This window comes from Streptomyces sp. NPDC055103 (assembly GCF_053607625.1).
In genome coordinates, this window is the sequence record NZ_JBSGTX010000006.1 from 35,054 (window position 1) to 61,032 (window position 25,979).

At 74.6% G+C, this 25,979-nt stretch carries 24 protein-coding genes; 9 read left to right on the forward strand and 15 right to left on the reverse strand.

Annotation, left to right across the window (positions count from 1 at the left end; translation table 11 throughout):
- Nucleotides 1-109: 109 nt before the first annotated feature.
- From ACWFR1_RS05965 to ACWFR1_RS05975, 3 genes are all read right to left on the reverse strand, one after another.
- Entirely contained in the window at nucleotides 110-1,066 is a 957-nt protein-coding gene (locus ACWFR1_RS05965) for a 4'-phosphopantetheinyl transferase family protein (protein ID WP_453546943.1), read from the reverse strand.
- The gene (locus tag ACWFR1_RS05970) at nucleotides 1,063-2,844 is read right to left on the reverse strand and encodes an acyl-CoA dehydrogenase (protein WP_453546945.1); all 1,782 of its coding nucleotides are present in this window, start codon (nucleotides 2,842-2,844) and stop codon (nucleotides 1,063-1,065) included. Before ACWFR1_RS05970 ends, ACWFR1_RS05965 begins: the two co-directional genes overlap by 4 nt.
- A 132-nt stretch (nucleotides 2,845-2,976) precedes the next feature.
- Complete coding sequence (locus tag ACWFR1_RS05975) at nucleotides 2,977-3,699, reverse strand: hypothetical protein (protein ID WP_453546947.1); 723 nt, start codon at nucleotides 3,697-3,699, stop codon at nucleotides 2,977-2,979.
- 260 nt (nucleotides 3,700-3,959) lie between these two features.
- Between ACWFR1_RS05975 and ACWFR1_RS05980 the strand changes: the two genes are divergently transcribed.
- Nucleotides 3,960-4,358: a DUF6059 family protein gene (locus tag ACWFR1_RS05980; protein ID WP_453546950.1), complete on the forward strand. Its 399-nt coding sequence runs from the start codon at nucleotides 3,960-3,962 to the stop codon at nucleotides 4,356-4,358.
- Between the two features lie 125 nt (nucleotides 4,359-4,483).
- On the opposite strand, the gene ACWFR1_RS05985 is transcribed toward ACWFR1_RS05980, so the two are convergent.
- Nucleotides 4,484-5,809 (reverse strand): sensor histidine kinase, encoded by a 1,326-nt coding sequence (locus tag ACWFR1_RS05985; RefSeq protein ID WP_453546952.1) that lies wholly within the window; start codon nucleotides 5,807-5,809, stop codon nucleotides 4,484-4,486.
- Between the two features lie 268 nt (nucleotides 5,810-6,077).
- On the opposite strand from ACWFR1_RS05985, the gene ACWFR1_RS05990 reads away from it, so the two are divergent.
- The 6 genes from ACWFR1_RS05990 to ACWFR1_RS06015 all read left to right on the forward strand — a co-directional run bounded on the left by ACWFR1_RS05990 (nucleotide 6,078) and on the right by ACWFR1_RS06015 (nucleotide 12,104).
- Entirely contained in the window at nucleotides 6,078-6,395 is a 318-nt protein-coding gene (locus ACWFR1_RS05990; protein ID WP_453546954.1) for a hypothetical protein, read from the forward strand.
- Between the two features lie 32 nt (nucleotides 6,396-6,427).
- Entirely contained in the window at nucleotides 6,428-8,758 is a 2,331-nt protein-coding gene (locus ACWFR1_RS05995) for a TOMM precursor leader peptide-binding protein (protein WP_453546956.1), read from the forward strand.
- Between the two features lie 227 nt (nucleotides 8,759-8,985).
- Complete coding sequence (locus ACWFR1_RS06000; RefSeq protein ID WP_453546959.1) at nucleotides 8,986-9,591, forward strand: response regulator transcription factor; 606 nt, start codon at nucleotides 8,986-8,988, stop codon at nucleotides 9,589-9,591.
- A gap of 208 nt (nucleotides 9,592-9,799) precedes the next feature.
- Nucleotides 9,800-10,576 (forward strand): AfsR/SARP family transcriptional regulator, encoded by a 777-nt coding sequence (locus ACWFR1_RS06005; RefSeq protein ID WP_453546961.1) that lies wholly within the window; start codon nucleotides 9,800-9,802, stop codon nucleotides 10,574-10,576.
- A gap of 104 nt (nucleotides 10,577-10,680) precedes the next feature.
- On the forward strand, nucleotides 10,681-11,622 hold the full coding sequence (locus ACWFR1_RS06010; protein WP_453546963.1) for a glycosyltransferase: 942 nt from the start codon (nucleotides 10,681-10,683) through the stop codon (nucleotides 11,620-11,622).
- A gap of 227 nt (nucleotides 11,623-11,849) precedes the next feature.
- Entirely contained in the window at nucleotides 11,850-12,104 is a 255-nt protein-coding gene (locus ACWFR1_RS06015) for an acyl-CoA carboxylase epsilon subunit (protein WP_453546966.1), read from the forward strand.
- 85 nt (nucleotides 12,105-12,189) lie between these two features.
- Here the strand turns inward: ACWFR1_RS06015 and ACWFR1_RS06020 are convergent, their stop codons facing one another.
- Nucleotides 12,190-13,179, reverse strand: coding sequence for an MBL fold metallo-hydrolase (locus ACWFR1_RS06020; RefSeq protein ID WP_453546968.1), 990 nt, complete (start codon nucleotides 13,177-13,179; stop codon nucleotides 12,190-12,192).
- The gene (locus tag ACWFR1_RS06025) at nucleotides 13,176-14,750 is read right to left on the reverse strand and encodes an AMP-binding protein (RefSeq protein WP_453546970.1); all 1,575 of its coding nucleotides are present in this window, start codon (nucleotides 14,748-14,750) and stop codon (nucleotides 13,176-13,178) included. The genes ACWFR1_RS06020 and ACWFR1_RS06025 overlap by 4 nt, the downstream gene beginning before the upstream one ends.
- A 224-nt stretch (nucleotides 14,751-14,974) precedes the next feature.
- On the opposite strand from ACWFR1_RS06025, the gene ACWFR1_RS06030 reads away from it, so the two are divergent.
- Nucleotides 14,975-15,403 (forward strand): nuclear transport factor 2 family protein, encoded by a 429-nt coding sequence (locus tag ACWFR1_RS06030; RefSeq protein WP_453546972.1) that lies wholly within the window; start codon nucleotides 14,975-14,977, stop codon nucleotides 15,401-15,403.
- Nucleotides 15,404-15,524: 121 nt separating this feature from the next.
- Here the strand turns inward: ACWFR1_RS06030 and ACWFR1_RS06035 are convergent, their stop codons facing one another.
- Nucleotides 15,525-16,298 carry a cyclase family protein gene (locus tag ACWFR1_RS06035; RefSeq protein ID WP_453546974.1) on the reverse strand — a complete coding sequence of 258 codons (774 nt, stop codon included), beginning with the start codon at nucleotides 16,296-16,298 and terminating at the stop codon, nucleotides 15,525-15,527.
- 425 nt (nucleotides 16,299-16,723) lie between these two features.
- On the opposite strand from ACWFR1_RS06035, the gene ACWFR1_RS06040 reads away from it, so the two are divergent.
- Entirely contained in the window at nucleotides 16,724-17,188 is a 465-nt protein-coding gene (locus ACWFR1_RS06040) for a nuclear transport factor 2 family protein (protein ID WP_453546976.1), read from the forward strand.
- 199 nt (nucleotides 17,189-17,387) lie between these two features.
- Here ACWFR1_RS06040 and ACWFR1_RS06045 read toward each other — a convergent pair whose 3' ends face one another.
- The 8 genes from ACWFR1_RS06045 to ACWFR1_RS06080 form a co-directional block, all read right to left on the reverse strand.
- A complete protein-coding gene (locus ACWFR1_RS06045) occupies nucleotides 17,388-17,651 on the reverse strand; it encodes an acyl carrier protein (RefSeq protein ID WP_453546979.1) in 264 nt (87 codons plus the stop codon).
- The gene (locus tag ACWFR1_RS06050) at nucleotides 17,639-18,499 is read right to left on the reverse strand and encodes a 4'-phosphopantetheinyl transferase family protein (RefSeq protein WP_453546982.1); all 861 of its coding nucleotides are present in this window, start codon (nucleotides 18,497-18,499) and stop codon (nucleotides 17,639-17,641) included. Before ACWFR1_RS06050 ends, ACWFR1_RS06045 begins: the two co-directional genes overlap by 13 nt.
- Nucleotides 18,496-20,226: an acyl-CoA dehydrogenase family protein gene (locus ACWFR1_RS06055; protein WP_453546984.1), complete on the reverse strand. Its 1,731-nt coding sequence runs from the start codon at nucleotides 20,224-20,226 to the stop codon at nucleotides 18,496-18,498. Before ACWFR1_RS06055 ends, ACWFR1_RS06050 begins: the two co-directional genes overlap by 4 nt.
- Nucleotides 20,227-20,347: 121 nt before the next feature.
- Entirely contained in the window at nucleotides 20,348-21,331 is a 984-nt protein-coding gene (locus tag ACWFR1_RS06060; RefSeq protein ID WP_453546986.1) for an aromatase/cyclase, read from the reverse strand.
- A gap of 101 nt (nucleotides 21,332-21,432) precedes the next feature.
- Nucleotides 21,433-22,227 (reverse strand): SDR family NAD(P)-dependent oxidoreductase, encoded by a 795-nt coding sequence (locus tag ACWFR1_RS06065; RefSeq protein WP_453546988.1) that lies wholly within the window; start codon nucleotides 22,225-22,227, stop codon nucleotides 21,433-21,435.
- Nucleotides 22,200-23,486, reverse strand: a complete 1,287-nt coding sequence (locus ACWFR1_RS06070; protein ID WP_453546990.1) for an acyltransferase domain-containing protein — start codon at nucleotides 23,484-23,486, stop codon at nucleotides 22,200-22,202. The genes ACWFR1_RS06065 and ACWFR1_RS06070 overlap by 28 nt, the downstream gene beginning before the upstream one ends.
- Nucleotides 23,483-24,700 carry a ketosynthase chain-length factor gene (locus tag ACWFR1_RS06075; protein WP_453546992.1) on the reverse strand — a complete coding sequence of 406 codons (1,218 nt, stop codon included), beginning with the start codon at nucleotides 24,698-24,700 and terminating at the stop codon, nucleotides 23,483-23,485. Before ACWFR1_RS06075 ends, ACWFR1_RS06070 begins: the two co-directional genes overlap by 4 nt.
- Nucleotides 24,697-25,965, reverse strand: coding sequence for a beta-ketoacyl-[acyl-carrier-protein] synthase family protein (locus ACWFR1_RS06080; protein WP_453546995.1), 1,269 nt, complete (start codon nucleotides 25,963-25,965; stop codon nucleotides 24,697-24,699). Before ACWFR1_RS06080 ends, ACWFR1_RS06075 begins: the two co-directional genes overlap by 4 nt.
- Between the last annotated feature and the right edge of the window lie 14 nt (nucleotides 25,966-25,979).

Sequence of the window (25,979 nt, forward strand, 5' to 3'; positions counted from 1 at the left end):
CCCCGGGCGCCTGCGGTGTGAAACCTCCCCGGGTCCCGAGGAGGCCCCACCGGCTCCTCCACCTTGGCGGGGGTCACTCGACGACCCCTTGAGCGCAGGTAGATCCAGGTCAGGAGCGGGTCGACTGCTTGATGGCGGCCAGGATCTGGCGGTTGAGGGCGGTACTGGCCCGGGTGTCGGGCCGGCCGGAGCGGCGGGTGTCCTGGAGGGCGACGGCGGCGACGTGGCCTCCGGGGACCGGGCAGGTGGCGAACCGCCAGGTGTGGTCCTCGACGAGGGTGCCGTCGGCGCGTTCGAGCCGGGCGTGGCCCGCGCCTCGGCCGCCTTCGCCGGCGCCCTCGCCGGCCCTGCCGCCGGCGCCCTGGTCGGCCCCTTGGCGGGCCTGGCCGGCCCCCTCCACGGCCTCGACGCGGAAGCCGAACTCCGTGAAGGGGAAGCGCAGTCCCTGCCCGAGCGCCTTGCTGTAGGCCTCCTTCAGGGTCCAGAGGCTGAGGAGCAGCCCGTTGCGCTCCGCCTCGGGGGCGCGGGCGATCCTCCGGCGTTCCGGTTCGGTGCACATCAGCCGCTCGACGTCCTGGCCGCTGAGCCGGCGGGTGGCCGGTTCGGTGTCGATGCCGACGACGCCGAGGGAGGTGATGCCGCAGAGGAGCAGGTCGGCGGTGTGGCTGAGGCTGACGTCGATCTGGTCGTAACCCCTGAGGTGAATGCGGCCGTTGAGCCCGTACCGCAGCTCCAGGGAGTACGGTTCCGTGCCCAGGGCGACGGCTGCGGTGTGCCGGATGAGCATGCGCGTGGCGAAGAATCGTTCCCTCAGAGGGGCGCCGGCGAGCTTGCTGTACCGCTCCCAGTCCCGGCCGAGGAGCTCCCTGCGCTCCTCCTCGGGCGGCAGCTGGGTGCGCCACTCGTCGAGCGAGGCGTGCACCATGCCGAAGCCGGAGCCCTCCAGGTCGCGCAGCAGGTTCCCCCACGGCCCGGCCGGGCCGCCGACGCGGCTCGGCGCGGGCGGGAAGTCCCGGTCGTCGAGAGCCGCTCCCGTGCCCCGCGCGCCGGTCCCCGGTGTGCTCATCCCGCGAGTCCGGTACGCAGCAGGTCGAGGCTCTGCGGCACGCGCACCCGCGCCAGGACCTCGTCGCAGAGCCGGGCCTCGATCGCGCGGGGCAGCGGCGGTACGGACCGGCCGACCCGGCGCAGCAGCCGGTGCAGGGCGAGGGCGAGCCAGGTGGGTTCGTCGAGGAACTCGTCAGGGCCGACGCCCGCGTTGAGCCAGACCCCGACACAGGCCGAGGCCGCGAGCAGCAGCGCGTACCGCTCGCTGAGCGGGAAGGTCCGCGTGTCGAAGAGCATCCCGTAGTCGTCGCCGTCGCCGGTGAGCCCCGCGGCCTCCCGCCGTATCTCGGCGGCCTCCGCGCACAGCCCGGCCACCAGCCCGGTGAGCAGCTCGCCGTGCGGGTGGCCGGTGAGCGCGTCGGGCAGCCGGCGGGCGGCGTGGCCGAGGTAGTCGAGGAGGCCGTCGCCGCCGCCGAAGCCGGAGAGCCGCTCGCCGTCGAGCGGCGGCAGCGGCGCCTCCAGCCGGAACAGCTCGGCCGGGGTGGCGGCCGCGCCCGGGTCGGCGGTCGCGAGCGCAGGCAGGTAGGGGGCGATGACGGACTGGCAGATGGCGCTGCTGACGTGCCCGAAGGTGATGGTGGACAGGTCGCGCAGCTGCTTGCGGAAGACGGCGTCGTGCCCGCTCTCCGCGTGGAAGGCGTCGCCCATCACCGCCGACAGGTCGTAGAGCGCCTCACCGATGATCTTCGGGACGATGTACTTGGTGACCGCGGCCAGCACGTCGCACTGCTCGGGCAGCAGATGCGTGGAGCGGCCCGCCGTCAGGGACAGGCAGTCCGCGATCAGCAGGTCCGCGAACGTACCGGCGAGCGCCGAGCGCGCCGAGGCGTCGCCGCTCACGCCCTGGGTGCCGAGGTCGCGCTCCTGGGCGGCGCGCACGGCGGCCCGCAGCGCGGTGTCGGCCAGGCCGATGGCCATCGACGGGAAGGCCGCGTGGACGGCGGGGTAGGCGCGCAGGCTGAGCGCCACCCCGTCGCCCCAGGTGCCGACGAGGGACTCGCCGGGCAGCGGGCAGTTCACGAACTCAAGCCCGGCGGCCTGGAGTCCGCGGACCCCGGTCGTACGGTGCCGGGGCAGCGCGCGGACGTGCGCGGGCGGGACGGACGCCGGGTCGAACATCAGGATCGAGTAGTCGGTGGCACCGTCCCCGGTCGAGACGAAGCCGACGATCAGCTCGGCGTTGTGGGCGTTGTTGATGGCGCCCTTGCGGCCGTTCAGCCGCAGCATGCCGTCCTCGGCCCAGGCGGCGGTGAACTCCTGGGCGTGGAACTCGCTCTCGTGCTCGAAGCGCTGGCAGGCCACGCCCACCGTGCCGCCGCGCAGGATGACGTTGGCCATCCGGGAGCGCTGGCGCGCGTCCCCGTTCAGCCACACCATCTGCGCGCCCAGGAACGGCGTGAAGCCGTGGCTGAAGGCGAGGGCCGGGTCGCGGCGGAAGAACGGCCGCATGACCAGGCCGAGGAGGTCGACGCCGGCCATCCGGCCGCCGAGTTCCACCGGCACCGTCTCGGCCGGCATGCCGAGGCTCTGGAACCGCCGGACACCGATGACGGAGCTCTCTCCCGTGTCGTCGGCGGCGAGGACGGCGGCGAGGCCGACGGGGTTGTCGGGGCTCCACGGGTCACCGAGACCGTCTTCGATCTCGGCCACCCGGGCGCGGGTGCGGGTCAGCCGGTCGGGCTGCCACTGCGGATCGGCGCCTAGCGCGGCGGCGATCAGTTCATCGGGTTCGTACATGGTCACCCCAGGGCGTCAGAGGGGGCATCGGCGGACAATCCCTCGCACCCTGTCGACAGACGCTGGAGACAGCCTTGACCGGGAGTCGACCCGGAAGAGGCCCCGCGGGATACGGCACGCGACGAGCGGGTGTCAGCGGGCCGTCGAACCCGCCCCGCGCACCCCGTCGACCAGCCAGCGGTGCACGGGCCCACCGCTCGGCGACGTCCCCCCGGTCGGGGCGAACGCGTTGAACACGGACCGCTCCAGGGTCAGTTTGAGCAGGGCCAGGTCCTGCGGCGCGGTGAGCGGGTCGTCGGGGGCGTGACCGACCCACACCGTGCCCCGGATCTCGTACAGCTGCTCGGGGCGCAGGGCCAGTCCGCGCAGGAGGTACGGGAGCTGCTCGCCGCCCTTCGCTCCGGTGGCGTCCGCCAGCGCGTCGACCGTCGCGGGCGGCAGGCCGAGGATCCGGTCGGGCTCCTCGAAGAGCCGGGAGACGGGGGCGCCGACGAGATGGACGGAGCTGATCCGGGGGTCGGTCGAGGCGGCGGTGAGCGCCGCGCGTCCGCCGAGGTCGAAGCCGATGACGCGGGTGCTCCGGGTGTCGGCGGTGTGGGCGTGGCCGTCGATCAGCCGGGAGACGGAGGCCGCGGTGCACTCGGCGCAGGGCACGGGCCGCGGCAGGCGCACGGCGACCACCGCGTGGCCGTGGGCCACGAGCCGGCCGAGGAGCCGGACGCACTCCGCGCCGCCGCCCAGGGCCCCGCCGACGAGGAGCACCAGCGGCCGTGCGGGGTCGAGCCCGCCGCTCCACCAGACCGGGTCCCGACCGCTCGCGGGCACCGGCCCCCGACGGGTGTCGCGCACGGCCATCCTTCACTCCTCTCGGCGGCCACGTCCTGGCGTCGGCCTGTCCTGGAGGTGTCCGCCCGGCACACGGCAGGACAACCCCGCGAGCATGCTGGCACCGCCCGCTTGAATTTCGCAGGAGTCGCCGGTCACTCCGGCTGAAGCGGAGGCGGCGGTTCGGCTGCCGTTCCACCCGTGCTCGAGCGGGACGTGAGCGGCCCGGACGACGCTCCGGTGACGGCGGCCCCCGGCCCCGGCCGCCGCCCACGAACGGAGGACGAGTGGTGGACGGAGTACCGAACCGCGCCCTGGGACACGTCGTACGGGCGGCCCTGGGCTGCTACCGGGCCCTGGTGGCCTTCGGCTCCCTCTGGCTGCCGCTGCCCGAGGACCAGCTGCGGCGGATCCTGTACGGGGAGGACGAGGGGCGCGCCCCGCAGACCGACCCCACGGCCTCGCCCACGACATCGGCCACGCCGCCGGACGCGACCCCGGGGCCCCCGGCCCCGTACTCGCATCCGGCCCCGGCCCCGTCCCCGCACCCTGCGAGAGCGAGGAGCACGGCCAGGACGACGCCGCGCCTGCCGCTCGGTCCGCCGCCCGGGCATCCGGAACGGCTCTGCGTCGAGGTGCCGCTCAGCGATCTCGAGCTGGGGCTGGCACGGCAGTTGAAGGGCGTGTGAGACCCGCTCCCGAGGGACTCGCCGCCCGGCTCACTCCCCGGCTCACTCCCCGGCTCACTTCCCGGCCCGCTCCCCGGCCCGCACTCCGGCCCGATCCCCGGCTCGCGCCCCGCCCCGCTCCCAGGTCAGGCACTGCGCCGGGACTCCAGACGGGACGGGGCGGCCGCCGGAGGCTCGGCGTGGCACTCGGCCGTTCCGGGGTCCTCCGTCAGGAGGGCTAAACCGTCCTTCACGGCGGCCGCGTCCGCCGGGACGGCGACGACGAGCCGGAAGGTGGTGCCGTCGGGGTCCGTCCCGCTGCGCAGCCGGCCGCCCACGGCGGCGGCCCTGGCCGCCAGGTTGGTGAGTCCGGTGCCGGTGCTGTCGGAGTCGACGAGCCCCTTCTGCCCCACCCCGTCGTTGACGATCTGGAGCCGGACGAATCCCTTCCGCTCGGGGTCCGCGCTGGTCGTGATGCAGCAGGTACGGGGCTGGCTGTGCCGCAGGACGTTGGTGACGCCCTCCCGCAGCACGGTCGCCAGGATCGTGTTGGCGATCGACGAGAGGCCCGTGCACTCCACCTCGATCTCGGCCCTGATGCCGGCCGCCTTCAGCACCGATCCGGCGGACTCGGCCTCGACGAGGAGCGACATGTCCCGGTAGCCGCGCGCCACTTCGCGGACGTCGGCCAGGGCCTGCCGGGAGATGACGAGGACCTCGGTGACCTCCTCGCAGGCGCGCTGGGGGTTGCTGGTGATCAGCCGGTGGATCAGCTCGTTCTTCAGCGTGATGGAGCTGAGGCTGTAGCCGAGCAGGTCGTGCAGGTCCCGGGCGAACCGGAGGCGCTCCCTGGCGACGGCCATGCGGGCGAGCTCGCCGCGCGAGTCGTGGATGGCGGTGGCCAGCATCGCGAGCCGGGCCATGGAGTACAGGACGAGGCCGGTGAGGGCGGTCGAGACGCCCATGTAGGCGGTGTCGACGAGCCGCAGCTGTTCGGTCGTCGACATGGCCATGACGCCGGCCACGGTGAGCCCGTAGAACGTCCAGCCCAGGACCGGCGAGAGCCGGAGGAGGAACGATCCGGCAAGGAAGCCCGCCATGCCGCCCCACTGCCAGCCGAAGAGGGCGAACGGGACGAAGGTGACCAGCGCCTGGAGGATCAGGGACCACGGGTGCAGGCGCTGCCGGAGGTGCGCGAGGTGCGGTGCGAAGTGCACGTACTGGAGGGCGGCGAGCACGGGCGGAATAGCGAGAGAGGCGGTCAGTTCCGACCTCCCCGGCGAGGCTTCGAGGACGTTCACGGCCTGCATCAGCAGATAGCCGAGGAAGACCACCACGACCAGGACGTTGGCGATGCGGGGAGCGGGGGCCGCTGAACTGATGGCCGACAACTCCCTTTTGCCGCCGGACCGTTCCATGACACCCGGCCGCAGCGAGGTGAGTCTCAGGCGAGAGGCGCGTTGTACTGTCATCGGATCCAGCCCCCTGTCGGCCCCTCCCCCGGGGCCACCATGGCCGGATCATAACCACACGGATCCGGTTCATGTCGCTCCGTGGCCGGATCGACGTCGTCCGGATGTCCGTATCGCGGTTCAATCCGACCGCTGGAGCGGTTTGTCGCCGTGGTGAAAATCTCACGTCGGTGAGGGTGAAGCGATCACTTGTGGAGAAGTCGCGAAGTTTCGTCTACTCCTATCGAGCCTCACGGCCTCACCAACCGCTGACATCACGGGAGTTGCCATGAACAAGTCTGTCGTCACGGCCCTGGAGATCGGCTCGATCGAGCAGGAGCTGGCCTTCGCCGAGCTCATGCTCCACACCTTCGTGGACCCGGCCTTCGCCGCCCGCTACGCCAGTGACCCGGACGCCGTCCTGAAGGAGTCCGGCATCGACCTCGACGAGGGCGACACCGCCCCGGTCATCCCGGCCACCACCGGGCTCGGCGCCGTCACCGAGGAGTACGCCGCGATAGCCCCCGACGGCACCACCCTGCTCACCTTCTGCATCCGCGCCCTGCCCGCCGCCGCCCTCGCCCCGCTGTCCTCGGCCGGCCACTGATTCCGTACGTCCGACACGGGGAGGGGCACAGCATGCGCATGGGGTTCAAGGAGCATCTGCGGGCCGAGGTCGTGCCCGGTGAAGCGACGTACGTCATCTCCGAACGGGGCATCACCGCCTTCGACGACGCGCGGGTCGCGGTCGTCGCACCGCTCCTCGACGGCACCAGGGACTTCCGGTCCCTCGTCGCCGACGCCTCTCCCCACTGCTCGCCCCGGGACGTGGCCCTGGCGATCGGCCGTCTCAACGAGGCCGACCTCCTGACCCGCGACCCGGTGCCGGCGACCCCCACGGCGGCGGCGGCCGCCGCGTACTGGGAACTGGCGGGCGCTCCCGGCCCGTTATCGCTCTCCACCGTGCGGGTCCGGGCGGTCGGCGGCGCCGACGCCCGGTCCGCCGAGCAGGCCTGCGTCGCGTCGGGCCTGCTGCTGCGGGACGGCACCGACATCGACGCCGGAGCCAGAAGCAGAACCAGAACCGGCACTGGAACCGGAACCAGCACCGACACCGGCACTGGAACCAGCACCGGCACCGGCACTGGCACTGGCACTGGCACTGGCACTGGCACCGAAGGCGACACCGCCCCTTCCCCCGCCGACCTCACCCTCGTCGTCTGCGACAACTACCTCGACCCCGAGCTCGCTGAGGTCGACGCGGAACAGCGCGCGGCCGGCACGCCCTGGCTGCTCGCGAAGCCGCACGGCACCACCCCCTGGATCGGGCCGCTGTTCCGGCCCGGCGACGGACCCTGTTGGCAGTGCCTGTCCCACCGGCTCTCGGGCCACCGCGGCGCCGAGACCCACCTGCGCCACGCCCTGGGCCGCCCGGTCACGCATCCGCCGGCCGAGACGCCCGCGAGCCTCCTCCTCGGCAACCAACTCGCCGTCGCGGAGTGCGTGAAGTGGCTGGGCGGGCACCGCCACCCCGGCCAGGACGGCGTCCTCACCTTCGACACCCTCGGCCTCACCACCCGGGTGCACGCGCTGCGGGCCCGCCCGCAGTGCCCCGGGTGCGGCGACCCGGGCCTGGTGGCGCGCCGGGTCCTCGCCCCCGTCACCGTGCGCTCGCGCCCCAAGGCCGACCTCACCGGCTCGGGCCACCGCTCCGCCACCGCCGAGCAGACCCTGCGGCGCCACGAGCACCTCATCAGCCCCATCACCGGCGTCGTCAAGGCCGTGCAGCGCGACACCCGCGGCCCCGCCGGGCTCAACTCCTTCCGCGCCGGACACAACCACGCCCGGGGGCCGCGCGGTCTGACCGGGCCCGCCTCCGAGCTGCGCAGCGAGAGCGGCGGCAAGGGCATGACCGAGCTCGACGCCCGGGTCGGCGCCCTGTGCGAGTCCCTGGAGCGGCACTCGGGGATGTACGAGGGCGACGAACCGACCGTACGGGCGAGCTGGCGCGAGGTCGCGGACCGGGCCGTCCACCCCGCCGCCTGCCAGCTGTACGACCCCCGTCAGGGCATGGAGCCCTTCGACGAGGACGCGCCCGTCGACTGGACGCCGGTCTGGTCGCTGACCCGCGGCGAACACCGCCTGCTGCCCACCGCGCTGCTCTACTTCGACGCCCCGCGCACCCCGGGCCTCGGGCACGTCCAGGCCGACTCGAACGGCAACGCCGCCGGCAGCAGCCGGGAGGACGCGATCGTCCAGGGCTTCCTGGAGCTGGTCGAGCGGGACGCGGTCGCCCTCTGGTGGTACAACCGCACCCGGCACGCCGCCGTCGACCTCGACGCCTTCGACGAGCCCTGGATCGGCCGGATGCGGGAGCTGCACGCCTCCCTCGGCCGTGAGGTGTGGGTCCTCGACGTCACCGCCGACTTCGGCGTCCCCACCTTCGCCGCCGTCACCCGGCGCACCGACAAGCCCGCCGAGGACATGCTGTTCGGTTTCGGCGCCCACTTCGACCCCAAGATCGCGCTGTGCCGCGCGCTCGCCGAGGCGAACCAGATGATGCCGGCCGTCGCCGAGGTCCGGGCCGACGGCACCGGGTACGGCTGCCGGGACGAACGGCTGCTGAGCTGGTGGCGGACGGCCACCGCGGCGGCCCACCCCTACCTGCTGCCCGACCCGCAGGCCCCGCTGCGCGGCCCCGCCGACTTCGCGTACACCCCGCGTACGGACCTCCGCGACGACATCGCCGCGATCGCCGCGGCGGTGCGCGAGCGGGGCATGGAGCTCCTGGTCCTGGACCAGACCCGTCCCGACGTCGAACTCCCGGTGGTCAAGGTGATCGTGCCGGGCATGCGCCACTTCTGGGACCGCTTCGCCCCCGGCCGGCTGTACGACGTGCCGGTGAGCCTCGGCAGGCTGGCCACCCCCACGCCGTACGAGGAGCTCAACCCGGTCGCGCTGTTCCTCTGATCCCGGGCACGACCCGGTGAGCGACCCGTCCTGGCTACTTCCCAGTACTTCCTAAAGATCGGGTTAACTCTCGATACTGGCGGAGGCGGCAGTTCCCACGCCGCCTCCGCCGCCGCATGAATCCGGCCGAATTGTCCCCGCGCGGCGATCGAAAATAGCCAGTACGCTCCATCCCCGTCGTGCGAGTACGCACGGAGTCCACGGATTCCGCGGGGGTGGAACGAAGCTTGATCAGAATCCTGATCGCCGAAGACATGCGCATGCTGCGCCGTGCTCTGGTGGAACTGATTTCCCTTGAGCCCGACATCGAGGTGGTCGCCGAGCTGGAGACCGGCAGTGAGATCGTGCCGCGCGTCGAGGAGCTGAAGCCCGACGTGGCCGTCCTCGACATCGAACTGCCCGGCGTCGACGGCATCGCGGCCGCCGAGGCCCTGCACCAGCGGGGCGCCGAAGCCAAGGTACTCATCCTCACCAGCCTGGGCAGGCCGGGCAATCTGCGCCGGGCACTGGACGCACAGGTGCGGGGCTTCCTCCTGAAGGACGCGGAGCCCGGCCGGCTCGCCGAGGCGATCCGCGCCATCGCCAAGGGCGAGCGCGTCTTCGATCCGCAGCTGATGCTCGCCGCGCTCGGCGCCGCCGAGTCCCCGCTGACCCCGCGCGAGGCGGACGTCCTGCGGCTCGCGGCCGAGGGCGACGACGTCGACGAGATCGCCGGTGCGCTCTACCTCTCGGCCGGCACCGTCCGGAACTACCTCACCGCCGTCGTGTACAAGCTCGGTGCCCGCAACAGGGTGGACGCCATCCGGATCGCGCAGACCTCCGGCTGGCTGTGAGTCCCGGGCCGGGGCCGTGAAGTGAGGTCATGAACCGGGGCCATGAAGCGAGGTCATGAACCGCGGCCGTGAAGCGAGGTCATGAACCGGGGCCATGAATTCTTCATGGTGTGGCCGGGCGCGGTTCATCCCTGGCCTGTTTCGGTCTCACTGGTCCCTCGGTGCGGGCGCGTGCGACGGTGGAGCCCACGACCAGGAGGAGGCATCGATGAGGATCGACATGCTGGGCCCGTTCTCCGCTGCCATCGCCGGCGTACCGATCACCCCGAGCGCCCGGAAGCCCCGCCGGATCCTGGCGCTGCTCGCCCTCCACGCCGGCCAGGCCGTCCCGGTCTCCGCCGTCGTCGACGAGGTCTGGGGGCCGACCGCCGCCCCCAAGGCGCACATCACGGTCCAGACGTACGTGCTCCAGCTCCGCAACTTCATCGGCCAGGCCCTCAACGACCCGCGGGCCGCCCGGGACGTCCTCGTGACCCGCCCCGGCAGCTACGCCCTCCTCGTCGGCGAGGGCACGGTCGACGTCCACGCCTACGACCGGCTGTGCGCCCAGGGGCAGTCGGCCTTCGAGACCGGCGACGACACCGCCGCGGCCGCCCTGTTCCGGGAGGCCCTCGCCCTGTGGAAGGGGCGCGCCCTCGACGGCGTCCAGGACGGTCCCGCCCTCGGCCTGGAGGCGATGCGCCTGGAGCAGAGCCGAACCGACGTGCTGGAGCGCTGCCTGACCGCGGAGTTGCGCCTCGGCGCCGGGGAGCGGCTGCTGCCCGAGCTGTCCGCCCTGGTCGAGGAGCACCCGCACCACGAGGCCCTGCACGGGCTGCTGATGACCGCGCTCGCGCGCTCCGGCCGCGTGGCCGGCGCGCTCACCGTGTACGAGAAGATCACGGCCCGCCTCGACGAGCGCTTCGGGCTGCTCCCCTCGCCCGACCTCCGGCGCCTCGGGCAGGAGCTGCGGGAGCACGCCGGGCAGGCCTCCCACCAGGCCTGACCTCCGGACTCCAGCGTCTCCCTAACGAGGCTGGACCGCCTGGGGGTCCTCTGGTCGCAAGAGCGTGCGCGAGGAAGCGCACGGCGCGGCCGGAGGGGGAACCCATGCGTGTCCTGTTCACCGCGCGGCACTCCGTCTCGCATCTGCTCGCGATGACGGCCGCCGCACAGGCCTGCGCGGCCGCGGGCCACGAGGTCCGCACGGCCGGGCCGCCCGGCGCGCCCCTCTCCGCCGCGCTGCGCGGCACGTCGCCGCCGGACCGCGGCTGGCTGCCCGACCTGGTGGTGTCCGCGGAGGACGGCGCGACAGCCGGGGTGCCCCCCGGCGCGCGCGTCGTGCGGTGGACACCGCTCGATCACCGGAGCACCGACGGGCCGGCGCCCGTCCGCATCGACCCCTGCCCCCCGGGGCTGCGCGGCGCCGGGACGGGCGCCGGTCGGGCCGCCGACGCGGACACCCTGTCCGTACGCCAGCCCACCTGCCACGCCGGGCAGTTGCCGTACGCGCTGCGTGAGCCGCACCACCTGCTGCGGGTGTGTCTGCGTCCCGGCCCGCCCGGCTCACCGGAATCCTGGTCGCCCGAGCGGCTGCTGCTCGTCGCCCGGGCCGCGCTCGGCCTGGACGTCGAGGTGATCGTCCTGGTGCCCGCCGCCGAGCGGGAGCGCATGGGCGGCGCCCTCGGGTCCCGGGTCCGGTTCGCGGAACCGGAGCTGCTCGGCCCGGTCATGGCCACCTGTGTGGCCGTCGCCCACGAGGGCGGGCCGGACGTGACCCTGGAGGCCGCCGCGCACGGCGTCACACAGCTGGTGATCGCCGACGCCCGCCCGGCGGGCGACCGGCTGGACCGGATCGGCGCGGGACGGCGGCTCGTCGCCGCCGAAAAGCCCTGGGAGACCGGGAGTTCGCTGCGGCTGCGCCGCCACCTCGCCGACCTCCTCTACGGGGGCCGGGCCCTGGCGACCGCCCAGCGGCTGCGCTCCGCGATCGCCGACCTGCCCTCGCCCGAGACCTTCGCCGGCCGCCTGGAGGACCTCGCCGCCGGATAGAAGGCGGCCGGCCCCTCCCCGTACACCTGCCGTCCGGCGGGGCCCCGTACAGCTGGGCTCGTACGCCTGCCCCGGGGCCCGTCCTCGCCCTCCGCACACCGCCCGCCAGTCAGCCGGCCGGCCGGCCGGCCGGTCGCGCGGCTCGCCGCCCGACCACATCCGCGTCCGTCCGCCCGTCAGAACGCCCGTCCGAGGGGCTCGCCCCTCCCCCGCAGGAGGCCACCGTCATGAGCGCATCGACCCCGTTCCCGCTGCCGCCGCACCCGGCGGAGTCCACCGCCACGCCGGTCCGTCCCCTGCGGATCCTGAACGGCAACCCCACCCCGGAGGAGGTCGCCGCCGTGACCGCCGCCCTGCTCGCGACGCTGCACCGCGAGCCGCCCCGCCCGCAGAGCGCCGGGACCGACCGCGCGGCGCGCTGGAGCAGGTCGCACACCTCGCAGGCGGCCGGCTCCTGGCGCTCGGTGCCCCGCGGCCGCTGACCGGCCGGCGGCCCGGGCGGCCCCCGCACGCGTACGCGCCGGACGGAGTGCCCTCACATTCCGTCCGGCGCGTACGGATCGCCGTTCACGGCCCCGTCGGCAGCGACCGCCCCTCCCCCACGGCCAGCGGCCACAGGTCCGCCGGGTCGCGGCCGGTCTCCCGCCAGGCGGCGCGGGCCCGTTCGAGCGGGTCGAGCAGCGGCTCGCCCGACAGGGCGAACGTCCCCCAGTGCATCGTCGCCATCCTGGCGGCGCCCGCGTCGAGGCAGCCGCGCACGGCCTCCTCAGGGCTGACGTGCGCGTGGGAGAGCAGCGCGCGCGGCTCGTACGCGCCGATCGGCATCAGCGCCAGGTCGATGCCGGGGTAGGCCTCCCCGATCTGCGCGAAGTGCGGTCCGTACGCCGTGTCCCCGGCGAAGTAGACCCGGTGCCCGGGGCCCGAGAGCACCCACCCGGACCAGAGCGTGCGGCACAGGTCGAAGGGGCCGCGGCGGCTCCAGTGACGGGCCGGGACGCAGCCGAACGCGACCCCGTCGAGCTCGGCCTCCTCCCACCAGTCCAGCTCGGTGACCGTGCCGAACCCCCGCTTCCTGAACCAGCGTCCGAGCCCGGCGGGCACGAACACCGGTGTCGTCCGGGGCAGTCGGTCGATCGTGGGGGCGTCCAGGTGGTCGTAGTGGCTGTGGCTGATCACGACGGCGTCGACCGTCCCGACCGCGTCCCAGTCCACTCCCGGCGGGGTGAGCCGGCTGCCCGCGCCGAGGAGGGAGGACGACCACACGGGGTCGGTGAGCACGGTGAGCCCGCCGATCCGTACGACGTAGGTGGCGTGCCCGACCCAGCGGGCCGAGGTCACGTCCGGCTCCGGCCCGGCGCCGAACCCGCCGTGCCGCTCCGGGTGTACGGGGATGAGCGCGGCCTGCGACCGGTCCGGCCGGAGCTTTCCGGCGACGACGGCGGCCAGCATGTCGCGGGGGCTCGGCAGCGGATCGGCGAGCCGGTGCCGGTAGCCGTCGGGGCGGTCGCGCGTCGCCCCGACAGGCCGCCGTACGACCTCGGGCCTGACGTCCGTCATCCGGAGACCGCCGCCACGGCGGGGCGGGTGCCGAGTTCACGCAGGGCCGCCTTGTCCAGTTTGCCGTTGGGCAGGCGCGGCAGGGCGCCGACGCGGACCACGCGGTGCACCCGCTCGGCCTCGGGGCCGTCCGTGTCCCCGGCGGCGAGCAGCTCCTCCCAGGTGTCCTCGGCCCCGTCCCGTACCGCCACGAACGCCGTGGTCAGCAGCGGACCGGTCGCGGACGGGGCACCCGGCGCGGGGAGGCCGAGCACCGCGCACTCGCGGACGGCGGGGTGTGCCGCGAGGCGGCGCTCCACCCGGCCGGGCGAGACGAGCGCGCCCTCGTGGTGGTAGAGGTCGACGACCCGGTCGAGGACGTACAGGTCGCCCTCGGGCGAGAGCCGGCCCGCGTCACCCGTGGCGAACCAGCCGTCAGGCCCGGCGGCCGGGGCCACCGCGAGCCGCCCCTGGGCGTCCAGCGAGACGTAGCCGAGGGCGACGTGCGCGCCGCTGATCTCGATCTCGCCGAGCCCGCCGTCCGTCACCGGCTCCCGGGTGCTCAGGTCGACGATCCGGGTCGCGGCCTCCGGCAGGGCGGGGCCGACCGAACCCTCGGGGGCGCCGGCGGCACCGGCGGAGTGGGCGAGACCCGCCGTCTCCGTCAGCCCGTACCCCTGGACGAGGGGCGCGCCGAAGGACGTGGCCAGGCGGTGGGCCGTGGCGGGCGGCAGCGGGAGCCCGCCCGTGCCGACGAGCCGGACGTCCGGCAGGGCCAGGGCCCCCGGCTCGGGGTGCTCGGCGAGGCCGGCCAGCTGGACGGGCAGGGCGTAGAAGTGGGTGGCCCGCCGCTCCCGGGCCAGCAGGACCGCGCCGGCCGGGTCGCGGCCCGCCGCGAGGAGCTGGGTGGCACCGGCCGTGACGGCGGCGTTGAGGTGCATCGGGTGGTAGAGCGGCAGCGCGTTCAGGACGACGGCGTCCGCGCCGACGCCGTGCGCCGCGCCGATCTGCCGGGCGCCGGTGAGCAGGTTGCGGTGGGTCAGGGCGACGCCCTTGGGGCGGCCGGTGCTGCCGCTGGTGAACATGATCGCGGCGATGTCGTCGGGTCCGGCCGGGACGCTCTCGTACGCCCCCGCCTCCGCCCCCGCGGTGCGGGGCAGCTCCTCGAAGCTCAGGACGGCCCGCAGCGACGGCACCCCGGCCAGGGCGGGGCCCACCGCGGCCCGCAGTTCCGCCGGGAGCACGACGGCCGCGGCCCCGACGGAGCCGAGGAGGCCCTGCCGGACGGGCGGCGGGAGGAAGGGGTTGACGGGCGCGACGACGTGACCGGCGCGGGCCACCGCGTAGTAGACGGCGGGGAAGTCGGCCCCGAGGACCGAGGAGACCGCGACGACCTCGCGCCGCTCGGTGCCGAGCAGCTCGACGAGCCGGGCGGCGATCGCGTCGACCCGCGCGTCCAGCTCCGCGTACGTCAGGGCGGTGCCGGCGGCTTCCACGGCGAGGTGCCGCCCGGCCCGGCGTGCGGCCTCGCGCGGCAGCTCGCCCAGCAGGACCGGCGCGCCCTCCGAGAACTCACGACGCTGTACGACCACGACGACTCCCCGTTCTGTTCACCCGACAGGTCCCGGAAGCCTCTCCAGGCGTCCTTGAGCGGACGTCGAGCGCTGGTGAACAAGGACCGCCCGAGCGCCCGCCGAGGCGCCGGGGCCAGCCTGCGTCACCACGCCCCACGCCCACGTCCCATGCCCAGCCCCACGCCCACGTCCCATGCCCCGCACACCCCGCACACCCCGCACACCCCGACCGAGGAGTCTCCGTGTCCGTTACCGCCGCCCGCCGCCAGTCACTCCTGGACTTCTACGCCCGCCAGATGCACGCGGCCGACGGCGACGACGTCGACGCGTACGCGGAGACGTTCACCGAGGACACCGTCTTCCGGAGCAACGCGCTGCCCGCTCCGGTCCAGGGCCGGGAGCGGATCCGCGAGGCGACCCGCAGGCTGGGCGCGGCGCGCCGGGCCGACGGGGTCGTACGACGGCACCTGCTGACCTCGCTCGCCGTGACCGAGCTGGCCGACGGGGCCCTGGCCACCCGCGGGTACGTGCTCCTGGTGGAGACGGCCCGGGAGGGCGCCCCGGAGACGCACCTGAGCACGGTCATGGAGGACGAGGTCGTCGCGGTGGACGGCGGGTGGCGGGTGCGCCGGCGCGACGTGCTGCGCGACGACCTGCCGCCGCAGGGCTGAACCGGCGGACGGCGGACGCGGAGCGGGGCGGAACCCTGGGAAAGGGTTCCGCCCCGCCGCGCGTCCCGCACGCCGCTCACTCCGGGACATGGCACCGCTCACTCCGGGCGCGGCACGCCGCTCACTCCGGGACGTGCGCCACCGCCCGGGTCCAGCCGGCCCCGGCACGGGCGATCTTGACGGGGAAGCAGGTGACGGTGAAGCCGAACGGGCGCCGCAGGCTCTCCAGGCCGGCGAGCCGCTCGATCTGGCAGTACTCGACCTCCCGGCCGGCGAAGTGCGCGGGCCACAGCACGTCGCGGTCGCCGGTCTCCTGGAACGTCTTGATGATGTGCCCGAAGGGGGCGTCCAGGCTGAAGGCGTCGGTGCCGATCACCCGGATGCCCAGGTCGAGCAGGTACCGCACGGCCGAGCCGTCGAGCCCGGTGAAGTCGGTGAAGTAGCTCTGGGTGCCGACGCGGGCGGCGGCTCCGGTGTCGAGCAGCACGATGTCCAGCGGCTGCGGCTCGTACCCGATGTCGGCCACGGCCTTCCGCAGCCGGTCGGCGTCGACCGTGCCGGTGCCCGCGTCCCGCAGGTCGAGGACGAAGGCCGGGCGGTGGAACCAGTCGAGCGGCATCTGGTCGATGGTGCGGGGCACGCCGTAGGTGCCGCGCGACCCGTAGTGGGCGGGGGCGTCCACATGGGTGCCGGTGTGCGCCGTGAGGGTCAGGAAGTCGTTGGTGAGGAACTCGCCGTCGGGCAGCACCGAGGTGTCGAAGTCGATGCCGAAGGCCCGCTTCATGCCCTCGGCCATGTGCCGGGCGCCCTCCTCGGCGGACATGATCGTGTGCGTCACGGTGTCCGGCTCCCAGAACTCGCCGTCCACCGGGGAGGAGAGATCGATCAGAGGCATGGGCAGGCTCCTTGGCAGTCGGGGCGGGGCGGAGGCCGCGATCAGGGCTAGGGCCTGTCTGACAATTGGCGTCGGATAGGCCGGGTCGTTCGGTGCGTGCGATCGGCGTGCGGCCGGGGCGTCCTCGTAGCGGTGGGGGTCCCTCCCGTGCCCGAAGGGCTACGGGGGACTACGGGGGCGTCACGGCCGCGCGGCGAGCGTGCGTGCCGGGCGGGCCGGACCCGAAGGGAATTGTCAGACAGGCCCTACGGCGGTCGCTCGCCATCGTCGGCCGCCGTCCTCGTACGTCCCTGGAGGGACTGTGAACCGGCCACTCTTCAGCAGCGGCCGAGCCCCCTTCGAGCCGTCCCGGCGACCGTGGTGGCAGCGGTACGGGCCGATCGCGTCCGCCGGCCGCCGACCGCCCCACCATCGGAGGGAACACCATGCCGACCGTCCAGTCCGACGCCCCCGCCACCGGAGCGCGGATCGCACTCCGCCACGAGGTCGAGGAGTTCTACGCCCGGCACTTCCAGGCCGGGGACGGAGGCGACGCGGTCGCCTGGGCCGAGGGCTTCGCCGTGAACGGCTCCTTCAGCTCCAACGCCCGCCCCGAGCCGGTGGTCTCGCGCGCCGTCATCCTGCCCGCCGTGACCGCGATGTTCGCGGCCCGTACGGCGGAGGGCGTGCAGCACCGGCACATGCTGACGCAGCTGACCGTCGAGCCGCGCGAGGACGGCACCGTGCTCGCCCGCTCGTACGTCCTCGTGGTCTCGACGCCCCGCGAGGGCGGTCCCGCCCTGCTGGCGAGCACGCTCGTCACCGACGTCCTGAACCGCGAGGACGGCGCGCTGCGCATCCTCGGCCGGCACGTCGACCGCGACGACCTGCCGCCGACGTCCGCGCTCTGACCGCACCGCCCGCACCGCCCACACCGACTCCGTGCCCCGGTCTCATCCCCCGTGACCGGGGCACGGTCATGCCCGCCTTCCGCCGTCTCCGCTGTCTCCGCCGTCTCCGCAGGCCCCGGCCCGGGGCCCACGGCGAAAGGGGCGGGGCCCGGCCACCTTCCGGTGGTCGGGCCCCGCCCCTCTGTCACAGCCGTACCGCTCAAGCGGCCACCGGCAGGGCCTCCGCGCCGTTGACCAGGGCGAGGAGGAGCGCCGGCGTCTCCGCCTCCGCCACCACGTCGTCGGGCAGGGCGACCCCGAGGTCGCGCTCGATCCGGCCGGTCGCCTGGAGCAGGGCCAGCGAGTCGTAACCGAGCTCCACGAAGGGGGTGTCGAGGATGTCGCCCCCCAGGTCCACGCCCTCCTCCTCGCCCGCGGACTCACGGAGGATCTGCAACAGGGTGTCAAGCGTCAGCCGGGCCATGGTGGAAGTCCTTTCCCTACAAGCTCTGTTGAGTCAGTTGATGCACTTGCTTCACTTACAAGGAGATTCTCGGCCGTCTTCCTCGACGGCCGATCGAGCGGATCTGAACACTCCACATCGCTCTGCTGCCGGGTGTCGCGCACCGCGAGTCCCACGAGGTGGGTGCCGGCCAGCGGCAGCACCGTGAACCGCCAGGCCGGGTCGGCGACGGGTGTCCCGTCGTACCGGAGCAGAGCCGCCTCTCCTCCGTCCGGCCGGAAGCCGAAGGACGTGAAGGGGAGCAGCCGCCCCTGGGCCAGGGCTTTGGTGTACGCCTCCTTGAGCACCCAGAGCCGCAGCAGCCGGGCGTCACGGTCCGTCTCCGGGAGCCGGGCGAGCGCGTCCCGTTCGGACGGCGCGCACATGCGGGGTTCCAGGCCCGTGCCGTACAGCCGCCGGTCCGCGCTCTCCACGTCGACGCCGACGCCTCCGACGACGGTGACCGCGACGCACAGCAGGTCCCCGGTGTGGCTGAGGCTCAGCGCGACCCCGGGCCTGCCGCGGATGAGGGGCCGGCCGGTGAGGCCGTAGGCCAGTTCGAGGCCCTCCGGCTCCACCCGCAGGGCCCGCGCCGCCGCGTACTTGAGCAGCAGCCGGCCGGCGGCGAACCGCTCGGCGTCGGCCCCGTGCCGGGCCTCGTACCGCGCCCGGTCGTCGCCGAGCAGCACCCGCAGCCGGGCGGGCGGGGTCAGGGCGGGGTGCCACGGCGCCACCCGGGACCACACGACGGCGGTGCCGCACCGCGCCAGATCCCGGACGACCGGCGCCCAGGGCCCGCCGGGCCCTGGCACATGCCGAGGAACACTCATCCCGCGAGCACCCGGTCGTCGAGGTCGTAGCTGCGGGACTCCGCGGCCCGGCGCAGGACCTCCTCGCAGAGGGCCGTCTCGGCCTCGGGCGGCAGCGGCGGGGCGGCCCTGCCGAGGCGGCGCAGGATCCGGTGGAGGGCCACGGCGAGCCAGCCGGGGTCGGCGGCCCGGTCGTCGCGGGGGCTCTCCCGCCAGACGCCGAAGCCGGCGGCGGCGGCGAGCAGCAGGGCGTACCGGTCGGTGAGCGGGAACACCCGGGACGGGTAGCGGCCCGCCCCGAACCTGCCGAGGCCGGCGCAGGCCTCCTGGAGGAGGACGGTCTCGGCGGCGAGCAGCCCGAGCTGGGCCCGCAGGGTCCGCAGGACGGGATCGGCGCCGGCGAGGCGCGGTTCGCCCGGCGCCTCGGCGAGCAGGGCGCAGAGCCCGTCCCGGCCGTCGGCGGCGGTGAACACGGCGGGGTCGAGCGGCGGCAGCACGGGTCCCGCACGGAAGAGCGCGGCGGGCGGGGGCGCTTCGCCGGTCCAGCGGCCGCTGCCGATCCAGCCCAGGTGCTGGGCCATGACGGTCTGGCAGACGACGTTGCCCACATGGCCGAAAGTGACCGTGGGGAAGTCCCGTACGTGCTTCTGGAGGATCGCGTAGGCGCCGTCCCGTGCGTGGAAGGCGCCGCCCAGGATCACGGAGAGGGCGTTGAGGTTCTCCTCGACCCCGGCCGGGACCAGGTACTTGGCGGCGGCGGCCAGGACGGGTGAGCCGCCCGGCAGCAGGTGCAGGGCCCGGGCCGCGGTGCGGGCGAGGGCGTCGGCGAGCAGGAGGTCGGCGAAGGCGCCCGCGACGGCGGTCCGCGCGTACGAGACCTGCGGCAGCGGACGGCTGAAGGGCCGCTGTTCCACGGCGTAGTGGGCGGCAGTGCGCAGGGCGGTGTCGGAGACCCCGATGACCATGGACGGCACGGCCGCGTGGATGAGCGGGAAGACGGAGAGGCTGTGGCGCACACCGCCGCCCCAGCTGCCGAGCAGCGCGGTACGGGGCAGCGGGCGCTCGGTGAACTCCAGGCTGCCGACGCGCAGTCCGCGCATCCCGGGGGCCCGGCGGGTCTCGCCGCGGCGCACCCGCGGGCCTGTGAGGGCGGCCGGGTCGAGCAGGAAGAGCGAATGCCCGCCGTCACCGCCGACACCCTCGCCACCGCCGGTCCCTTCTCCCTCGCCGGTCCGGGCGAAGGCGACGACCAGCCGGGCGTCCTGCGCGTTGTGGACGGCGCGCTTGCGGCCGTCGAGGAGATAGCCGTCCGGGGTGCGCCGGGCGCGCAGTTCGTCGCTGACGAAGTCGTTGCCGTGGGCGAAGCGGTGGTACGCGATGGTGGCACGGCCCCCGGCGAGCAGGATCTCGGCGGTCCTGGCCCGCTGGGTGTCGTCGCCGAAGGCCCAGACCGCGGTGGCGGCCATGAAGGAGGTGAGCGCGCTGCCCACGCCCAGTGCGGCGTCGCGGCGGAACAGGGCGCGCAGGACGGGCCCGAGCTCGTCGGTGCCGCGCAGCCGGCCTCCGAGGGAGGCCGGCACGAACTCGGCGTTCAGTCCGAGGCGGTCGTAGAGCGCGAGGCCCGCCGGTGGCAGGACGCGCGCCTCGTCGGCGGCGAGCACCGCGGCCCAGCCGACGGGGTTGGCGGGGTCGCGCGGATCCCCGAGCGAGGCCTCGACGACATCGATCCGCGCCCCGACCGGAACCACGGGAGCCGCCGGGACCTCCGAAGCCGCTGGAGCACCCAGAGCCCCCGAAGCCGTCGAAGCCGCCGGGACTTCCAGAGCCCCCGGAACCGTCGCCCCGGGCCCACCCCCCGGGCCCATCACGTCACGCCCGGGCGGCCTCGGCGTACGCCTTGGCGTGCCGAAGCGTGGTGGAGCTGTTCGTGCCGAGGGCGTGGCGCACGAGGGAGCGGGCCTCCGTGAGCGTGGCGTTCTCGCCGAGGGCCTGCCGGACGCCGGCCGGGGACAGGGTCACGGTGTGCCAGGAGGTGGCGGTGACCTCGTCCCCGTGCTGGACGACGGTCCAGCGTCCGGTGTGGCCCGCCATCACCGGCGGCACCTTCTGCTGCTTGTAGACGAGCAGTCCCCGCTCGGGGAAGCTCACGCGGACGGACCGGGTGTTGTGCAGGGAGCCGTCGGGGCTGCGGGTGTCCATGTCGAGGACCTGGATGCCGCCTTCCTCCTCGGTGAAGCGGGTGGCGGCGACGTGCGGGAGGCGGGCGGGCCACTGGTCGGCCCGGTCGAGGAACGCGTACACGTCCTCGGCGGAGCCCTTGATCCGCTCGCTGTCGCAGAAGGTGAAGGTCAGTTCCTCCCCCTCGCCCCCCGCGCCGCCGGCGGCCGCCGCGGCGGCCTGCTCGGCGGTGTCCCGCAGGGCGGCCAGCTCCTTCACACTGTTCGTCTCGACGGCCCTGGCCACCCACTCGGCGGCCTGGGGGTCGTCGTCCACGACGGCGTAGTCGTGCAGCAGGACCACCCGGCAGCCGCCGGCCGGATCGGCCTCCACCCGCCATTCGCCGCCCATCGCGGCCACCGGGGCCGAGGAGACGACCTGGCGGAAGGCGATCGTGCGCGCGGTCCGGTCCAGGGTGCGCCGCGAGGCCCAGGAGCGGACCTCTCCGTTGGCGAAGGCCCAGATGTGGAGGGCCTGTTCGGTACCGTCGTCGCGGGTCACCTCGGCGTACACGGTGGGCCCGAAGACCTGGGGCCACCGGGTCACGTCCGCGACCAGGGCGAAGACCTCCTCGGGCGGGGCTGCGACGACGGTCTCGTGCCGGGTGACATGGATGGTCGGGGCGGTCGTGGACAAGGCGGTCTTCCTTCCGGTGGCGGGGGGCCGGCGCCACCGCAGGGGGGCGGCGCCGGGAGGAGGGTGCGGGCGGCTGTGGGGCGGCCGCGCGCCGCGTGCGGTCAGTAGTTGCCCAGGCCGCCGCAGACGTTGAGGGCCTGCGCGGTGATCGAGGCGGCGGTGTCGGAGGCGAGGTAGCCGACGAGTCCCGCGACCTCCTCCGGGGTGGAGTAGCGGCCGAGCGGGATCTTCGCCTGGAAGCGCTCCAGGACCTGCTCCTCGGTGGTGCCCCAGTGGTCGGCGTACCCCTGGCGCACCCGGCCGGCCATGGGCGTCTCGACGTAGCCGGGGCAGACCGCGTTGACGGTGATGCCGGCGCGGGCCTGGGCGAGCTCCAGGCCGAGGGCCTTGGAGAAGCCGACGACGCCGTGCTTGGAGGCGGAGTACGGGGCGGCGAGGACGACACCCTGCTTGCCGCCGGTGGAGGCGATGCTGATGATCCGGCCGGCCTTGCGCTCCAGCATGCCGCCGGTGGTGAGCGCCTCGCGGGTCAGGCGGAAGACGGCGTTGAGATTGGTCTCGATGACGTCCTCCCACAGCTCGTCGGAGAGTTCGGCGGTGATGCCGCCGCCGCCGCGGCCCGCGTTGTTGACGAGGACGTGCAGGGGGCCGAAGCGGTCGACGGCGGCCCGGACCACGTCCTTGGCGTCCTGCTTGGAGGTGACGTCGGCGCGGACGCCGTCGGCCTCGTGACCGGCGCCGCGGAGCTTGTCGACGACGGCGCGGACGTCGTCCTCGTTGCGGGAGCAGACGAAGACCGCGTGCCCCTGCTCGGCGAGGAGTTCGGCACAGGCGAGACCGATCCCGCTGGTGCCGCCGGTGATGAGTGCTACGCGACGCCCGCTGTTGCTGTCCATCTCTGTTCCTCTCGCTCTCGCGTCGAAGGGGTGGGGAAGGGGGAAGGGGTGGTGGGGTCCTCCGAGGCGGGGGCGCGCCACCCGAGCCGATGCCCGTGGGCCCGCAACTTCCCGGCCGCGGTGACCAGTTGCCTGCGGTCGAGGTGTGCGCCCGCCCGTACCGGGGAGAGGGGTACGACGGCCGATCCGTTCCGGGTGACGGCGGTGTGGCGGCGGGCGAGCATGGAGAGCCCCTGCCCGGGGCCGGCCTCGACGAGGAGGAACGGGCCGCCGCCGACGGGCCCCGCGCCGTCGAGGAGGTGGTGGAGCGCCGGGCCGAAGAGGACGGTCCTGGCCGGCTGCATCGCCCAGAACGACGGGTCGCTCAGCCGCGGTGCGGTCAGGGGGCGCGTGGTGTATCCGGAGACCACGACGGTCCGCGGCGCCCGGTAGGCGATCCGCTCGTACGCGGGCAGGGTGCTCGCGCAGGCCGCCTCGACGGAGGGGCTGTGGAAACCGGTGGTGGCCTTGGTCCGCATCCAGGTCAGGGATCCGGCGTCCAGGGCGTCGGTGACGGCGGACAGATGGGGCTCGGGTCCGGCGATCATCACCTGGGTGGGGGCGTTGACCGCGCCGACGACGACCTGCGAGGTGAGCCAGGGCGTGAGCAGCGCCGGGCTCGCCGCCACGGCGGCCATCCCGCCGCGCGGGGCCGCGGCGAGCGCCCGTACGCGGGCGTCGAGGACGGCCACCGCGTCGGGCAGGCTCATGATCCCGGCGAGGACGGCGGCCGCGTACTCGCCGGCGCTGTGTCCGACGAGCGCGGCGGGCCGCACGCCCCAGGAGGCGAGGAGGGTGCCGTAGGCGACGTCGAGGGCGAAGAGCAGGGGCTGGGCGCGGGTGACGTCGTCGAGGTCGACGAGGGGCCGCTCGGCGAGCCAGTCGTCCCGGACCCGCCGTCCCTCGGCCCCGAGGAGTTCGAGGACCTCGTCGACGACCCCGGTGAAGACGGCTTCGGTGCCGTAGAGGCCGTGGGCCATGCCGGGGTACTGGGAGCCCTGCCCCGGCAGCATGAGGATGACGGGCGTGGGCGCCACGGGGCCGCCGGAAGCCACCCCGCTGGTCACGCCGCTGGTCACACCGCTCACCGGGCCCGTCGCGCCGCCCGTCACCCCGCTCACCGGGCCCGTCGCCCCGCCCGTCACCCCGCTCACCGGGCCCGTCGCCCCGCCCGTCACCCCGCTCACCGGGCCCGTCGCGCCGGGCGCCGCGCCGTTCACCGGTCGCTCCCGCGCAGGACGACGGCGCTGTTGAAGCCGCCGTGGCCGCGGGCGACGACCAGGGCTGTGCGGAGGCGGGCCTCGCGGGCGGTGCCGGTGACCAGGTCGAGTCCGTACGAGGGGTCGGGGGCGTCGACGTACGGGGTCGGCGGGATCACGCCGTCGCGCAGGGCGAGCAGCGCGGTGGCCGTGTCGAGGGAGCCGCCGCCGGCGAAGAGGCGTCCGGTACCGGCCTTCGGCGCGGTGACGGGCACGCCGCGCGCGCCGAAGACGGCGGCGAGCGCCTCGGCCTCGGTCCGGTCCTGCGCGGGTACGCCGGACGCGTCGGCGAAGACGACGTCCACGTCGGCGGGGGCCGCACCGGCCTCCGCGAGGGCCGTGCGGATCGCCGGCTCCAGGCCGGGGGGCCGTCCGGAGCCGGGCTTCGGGTCGAGGGTGGCCGCGTATCCGGCGATCTCCCCGTACACCTGGTGGGCGCCGCGGGCGCGGGCCGCCCCGGCCTCCTCGACGACGAGGAGCGCGCCGCCCTCGCCGGGCACGTAGCCGGACGCGTCTGCGGAGAACGGCAGGTAGGCGCGCTCGGGGTCGTCGACGCGGCTCAGCAGGCCGGTGGCGATCTGGGCGACCCAGCCCCACGGGCAGAGCGCGCCGTCGACGCCGCCGGAGACGACGAGTCCGGTGCCGCGCCGCAGCTGGCGGCGGGCGTGGCCGAGCGCGTCGATGCCGCTGGCCTGGTCGGACACGAGGACGCCGCTGGGGCCGCGCAGCCCGTGCCGGATGGATATCTGGCCGGTGTTGACGGCGTAGAACCAGGCGAAGGACTGGTAGGCGGAGACGTACTCCTTGCCCTTGCTCCACAGGTTCTGGAGCTCGCGGTGGCCGAACTCGACGCCACCGCCGGAGGCGCCGGTGATGACGCCCATGCCGTACTCGTCGAGCGCGGCGGTGTCGACGGCCGCGTCGGCGAGCGCCTCGTCGGCGGCCTTCAGGGCGAGCCGGGTCATGTGGTCGGTCTGCGGTATCAGCCTGCTGGGCAGGTGCTCGGCGGCGTCGAAGCCGTCGACCTCGCCGGCGATCCGCGTGGGGTACGAGGTGGCGTCGAAGCGGGTGAGGGGGCCGAGGCCGCCCCGCCCGTCGAGCGCGGCCTTCCAGTAGGCCTCGACGCCCAGGCCGTTGGGCGCGGTGACGCCGATGCCGGTCACTACCGCGGTCACGGGTTCCTCCTGTCGGGGTTCGCGAGGACCATCGCGGTCTGGAAGCCGCCGAAGCCGCTGCCGACGCTCAGGACGACGTCGGTGCGGTGGTCGCGCGCGGTCAGCGGCACGTAGTCCAGGTCGCAGTCGGGGTCGGGGTTGTGGAGGTTGGCGGTGGGCGGGACGACGTCGTGCTCGATGGCGAGGGCGCAGGCCGCGATCTCCAGGGCGCCGATGGCGCCGAGCGAGTGCCCGATCATCGACTTGATGGAGCTGACGGGTACGTCGTAGGCGTGGGCGCCGAGGCTCCGCTTGAAGGCGGCGGTCTCGTGACGGTCGTTCATCTTGGTGCTGGAGCCGTGGGCGTTGACGTAGTCGACGGCGTCCGGGGAGATCCGGGCCTCGCCGAGGGCGCGGTCGATGGCCTCGGCCATCTCCCGTCCGTCGGGCTTGAGTCCGGTCATGTGGTACGCGTTGCAGCGCGAGGCGTAGCCCGCGATCTCGGCGTAGATGTGGGCGTTCCTGCGGCGGGCGCTCTCCAGCTCCTCCAGGACGAGGACGGCGGCGCCCTCGCCGAGGACGAGGCCGTTGCGCGTGAGGTCGAACGGCCGGGAGGCGGCGTTCGGCTCGTCGTTGCGCGGGGTGGTGGCGTGGATGGCGTCGAAGCAGGCAGAGGTGATCGGGGAGATCGGGGCCTCCGTCGCGCCGGCGATCATCACGTCGGCGCTGCCCTCGCGGATGAGTTCGGCGGCGTGCCCGAGGGCGTCGAGGCCGGAGGTGCAGCCGGTGGAGACGACGGCGGAGGGGCCCTCGGCGCCGGCCTGCCAGGCGAGTTCGGCCACCATGGAGCTGGGCACGAAGTGGCGGTAGAGGTCGGCGACCGCGTACGTGTGGTCGACCTCCCACTTCCGGCCGCCGTCGCTGACGACGACGTACTCGCGCTCCAGGCTGGTGGTGCAGCCGACGGCGTTGCCGAGGGTGGAGCCGATCCGGCCGGGGTCGTGGGCGGAGAGGTCGAGGCCGCTGTCGGCGAGGGCCTCCCGGGCGCTGACGACGGCGAACTGGGCGGCCCGGTCGAGGCGGCGGATCTCCTGGGGGCTGAGCCCGGCGGCGCGCGGGTCGAAGTCGACCTCGGCGGCGAGCCGCGAGCGGAACGGCGAGGCGTCGAAGTGGGTGATGGTGCGGGTGGCGGAGCGGCCGGAGGTCAGCAGCTCCCAGTAGGCCTTGACGCCCACGCCGCCCGGGGCGACGGCCCCGATGCCGGTGATGACGACTCTGCGGGTCACCGGCGCACCCCCGC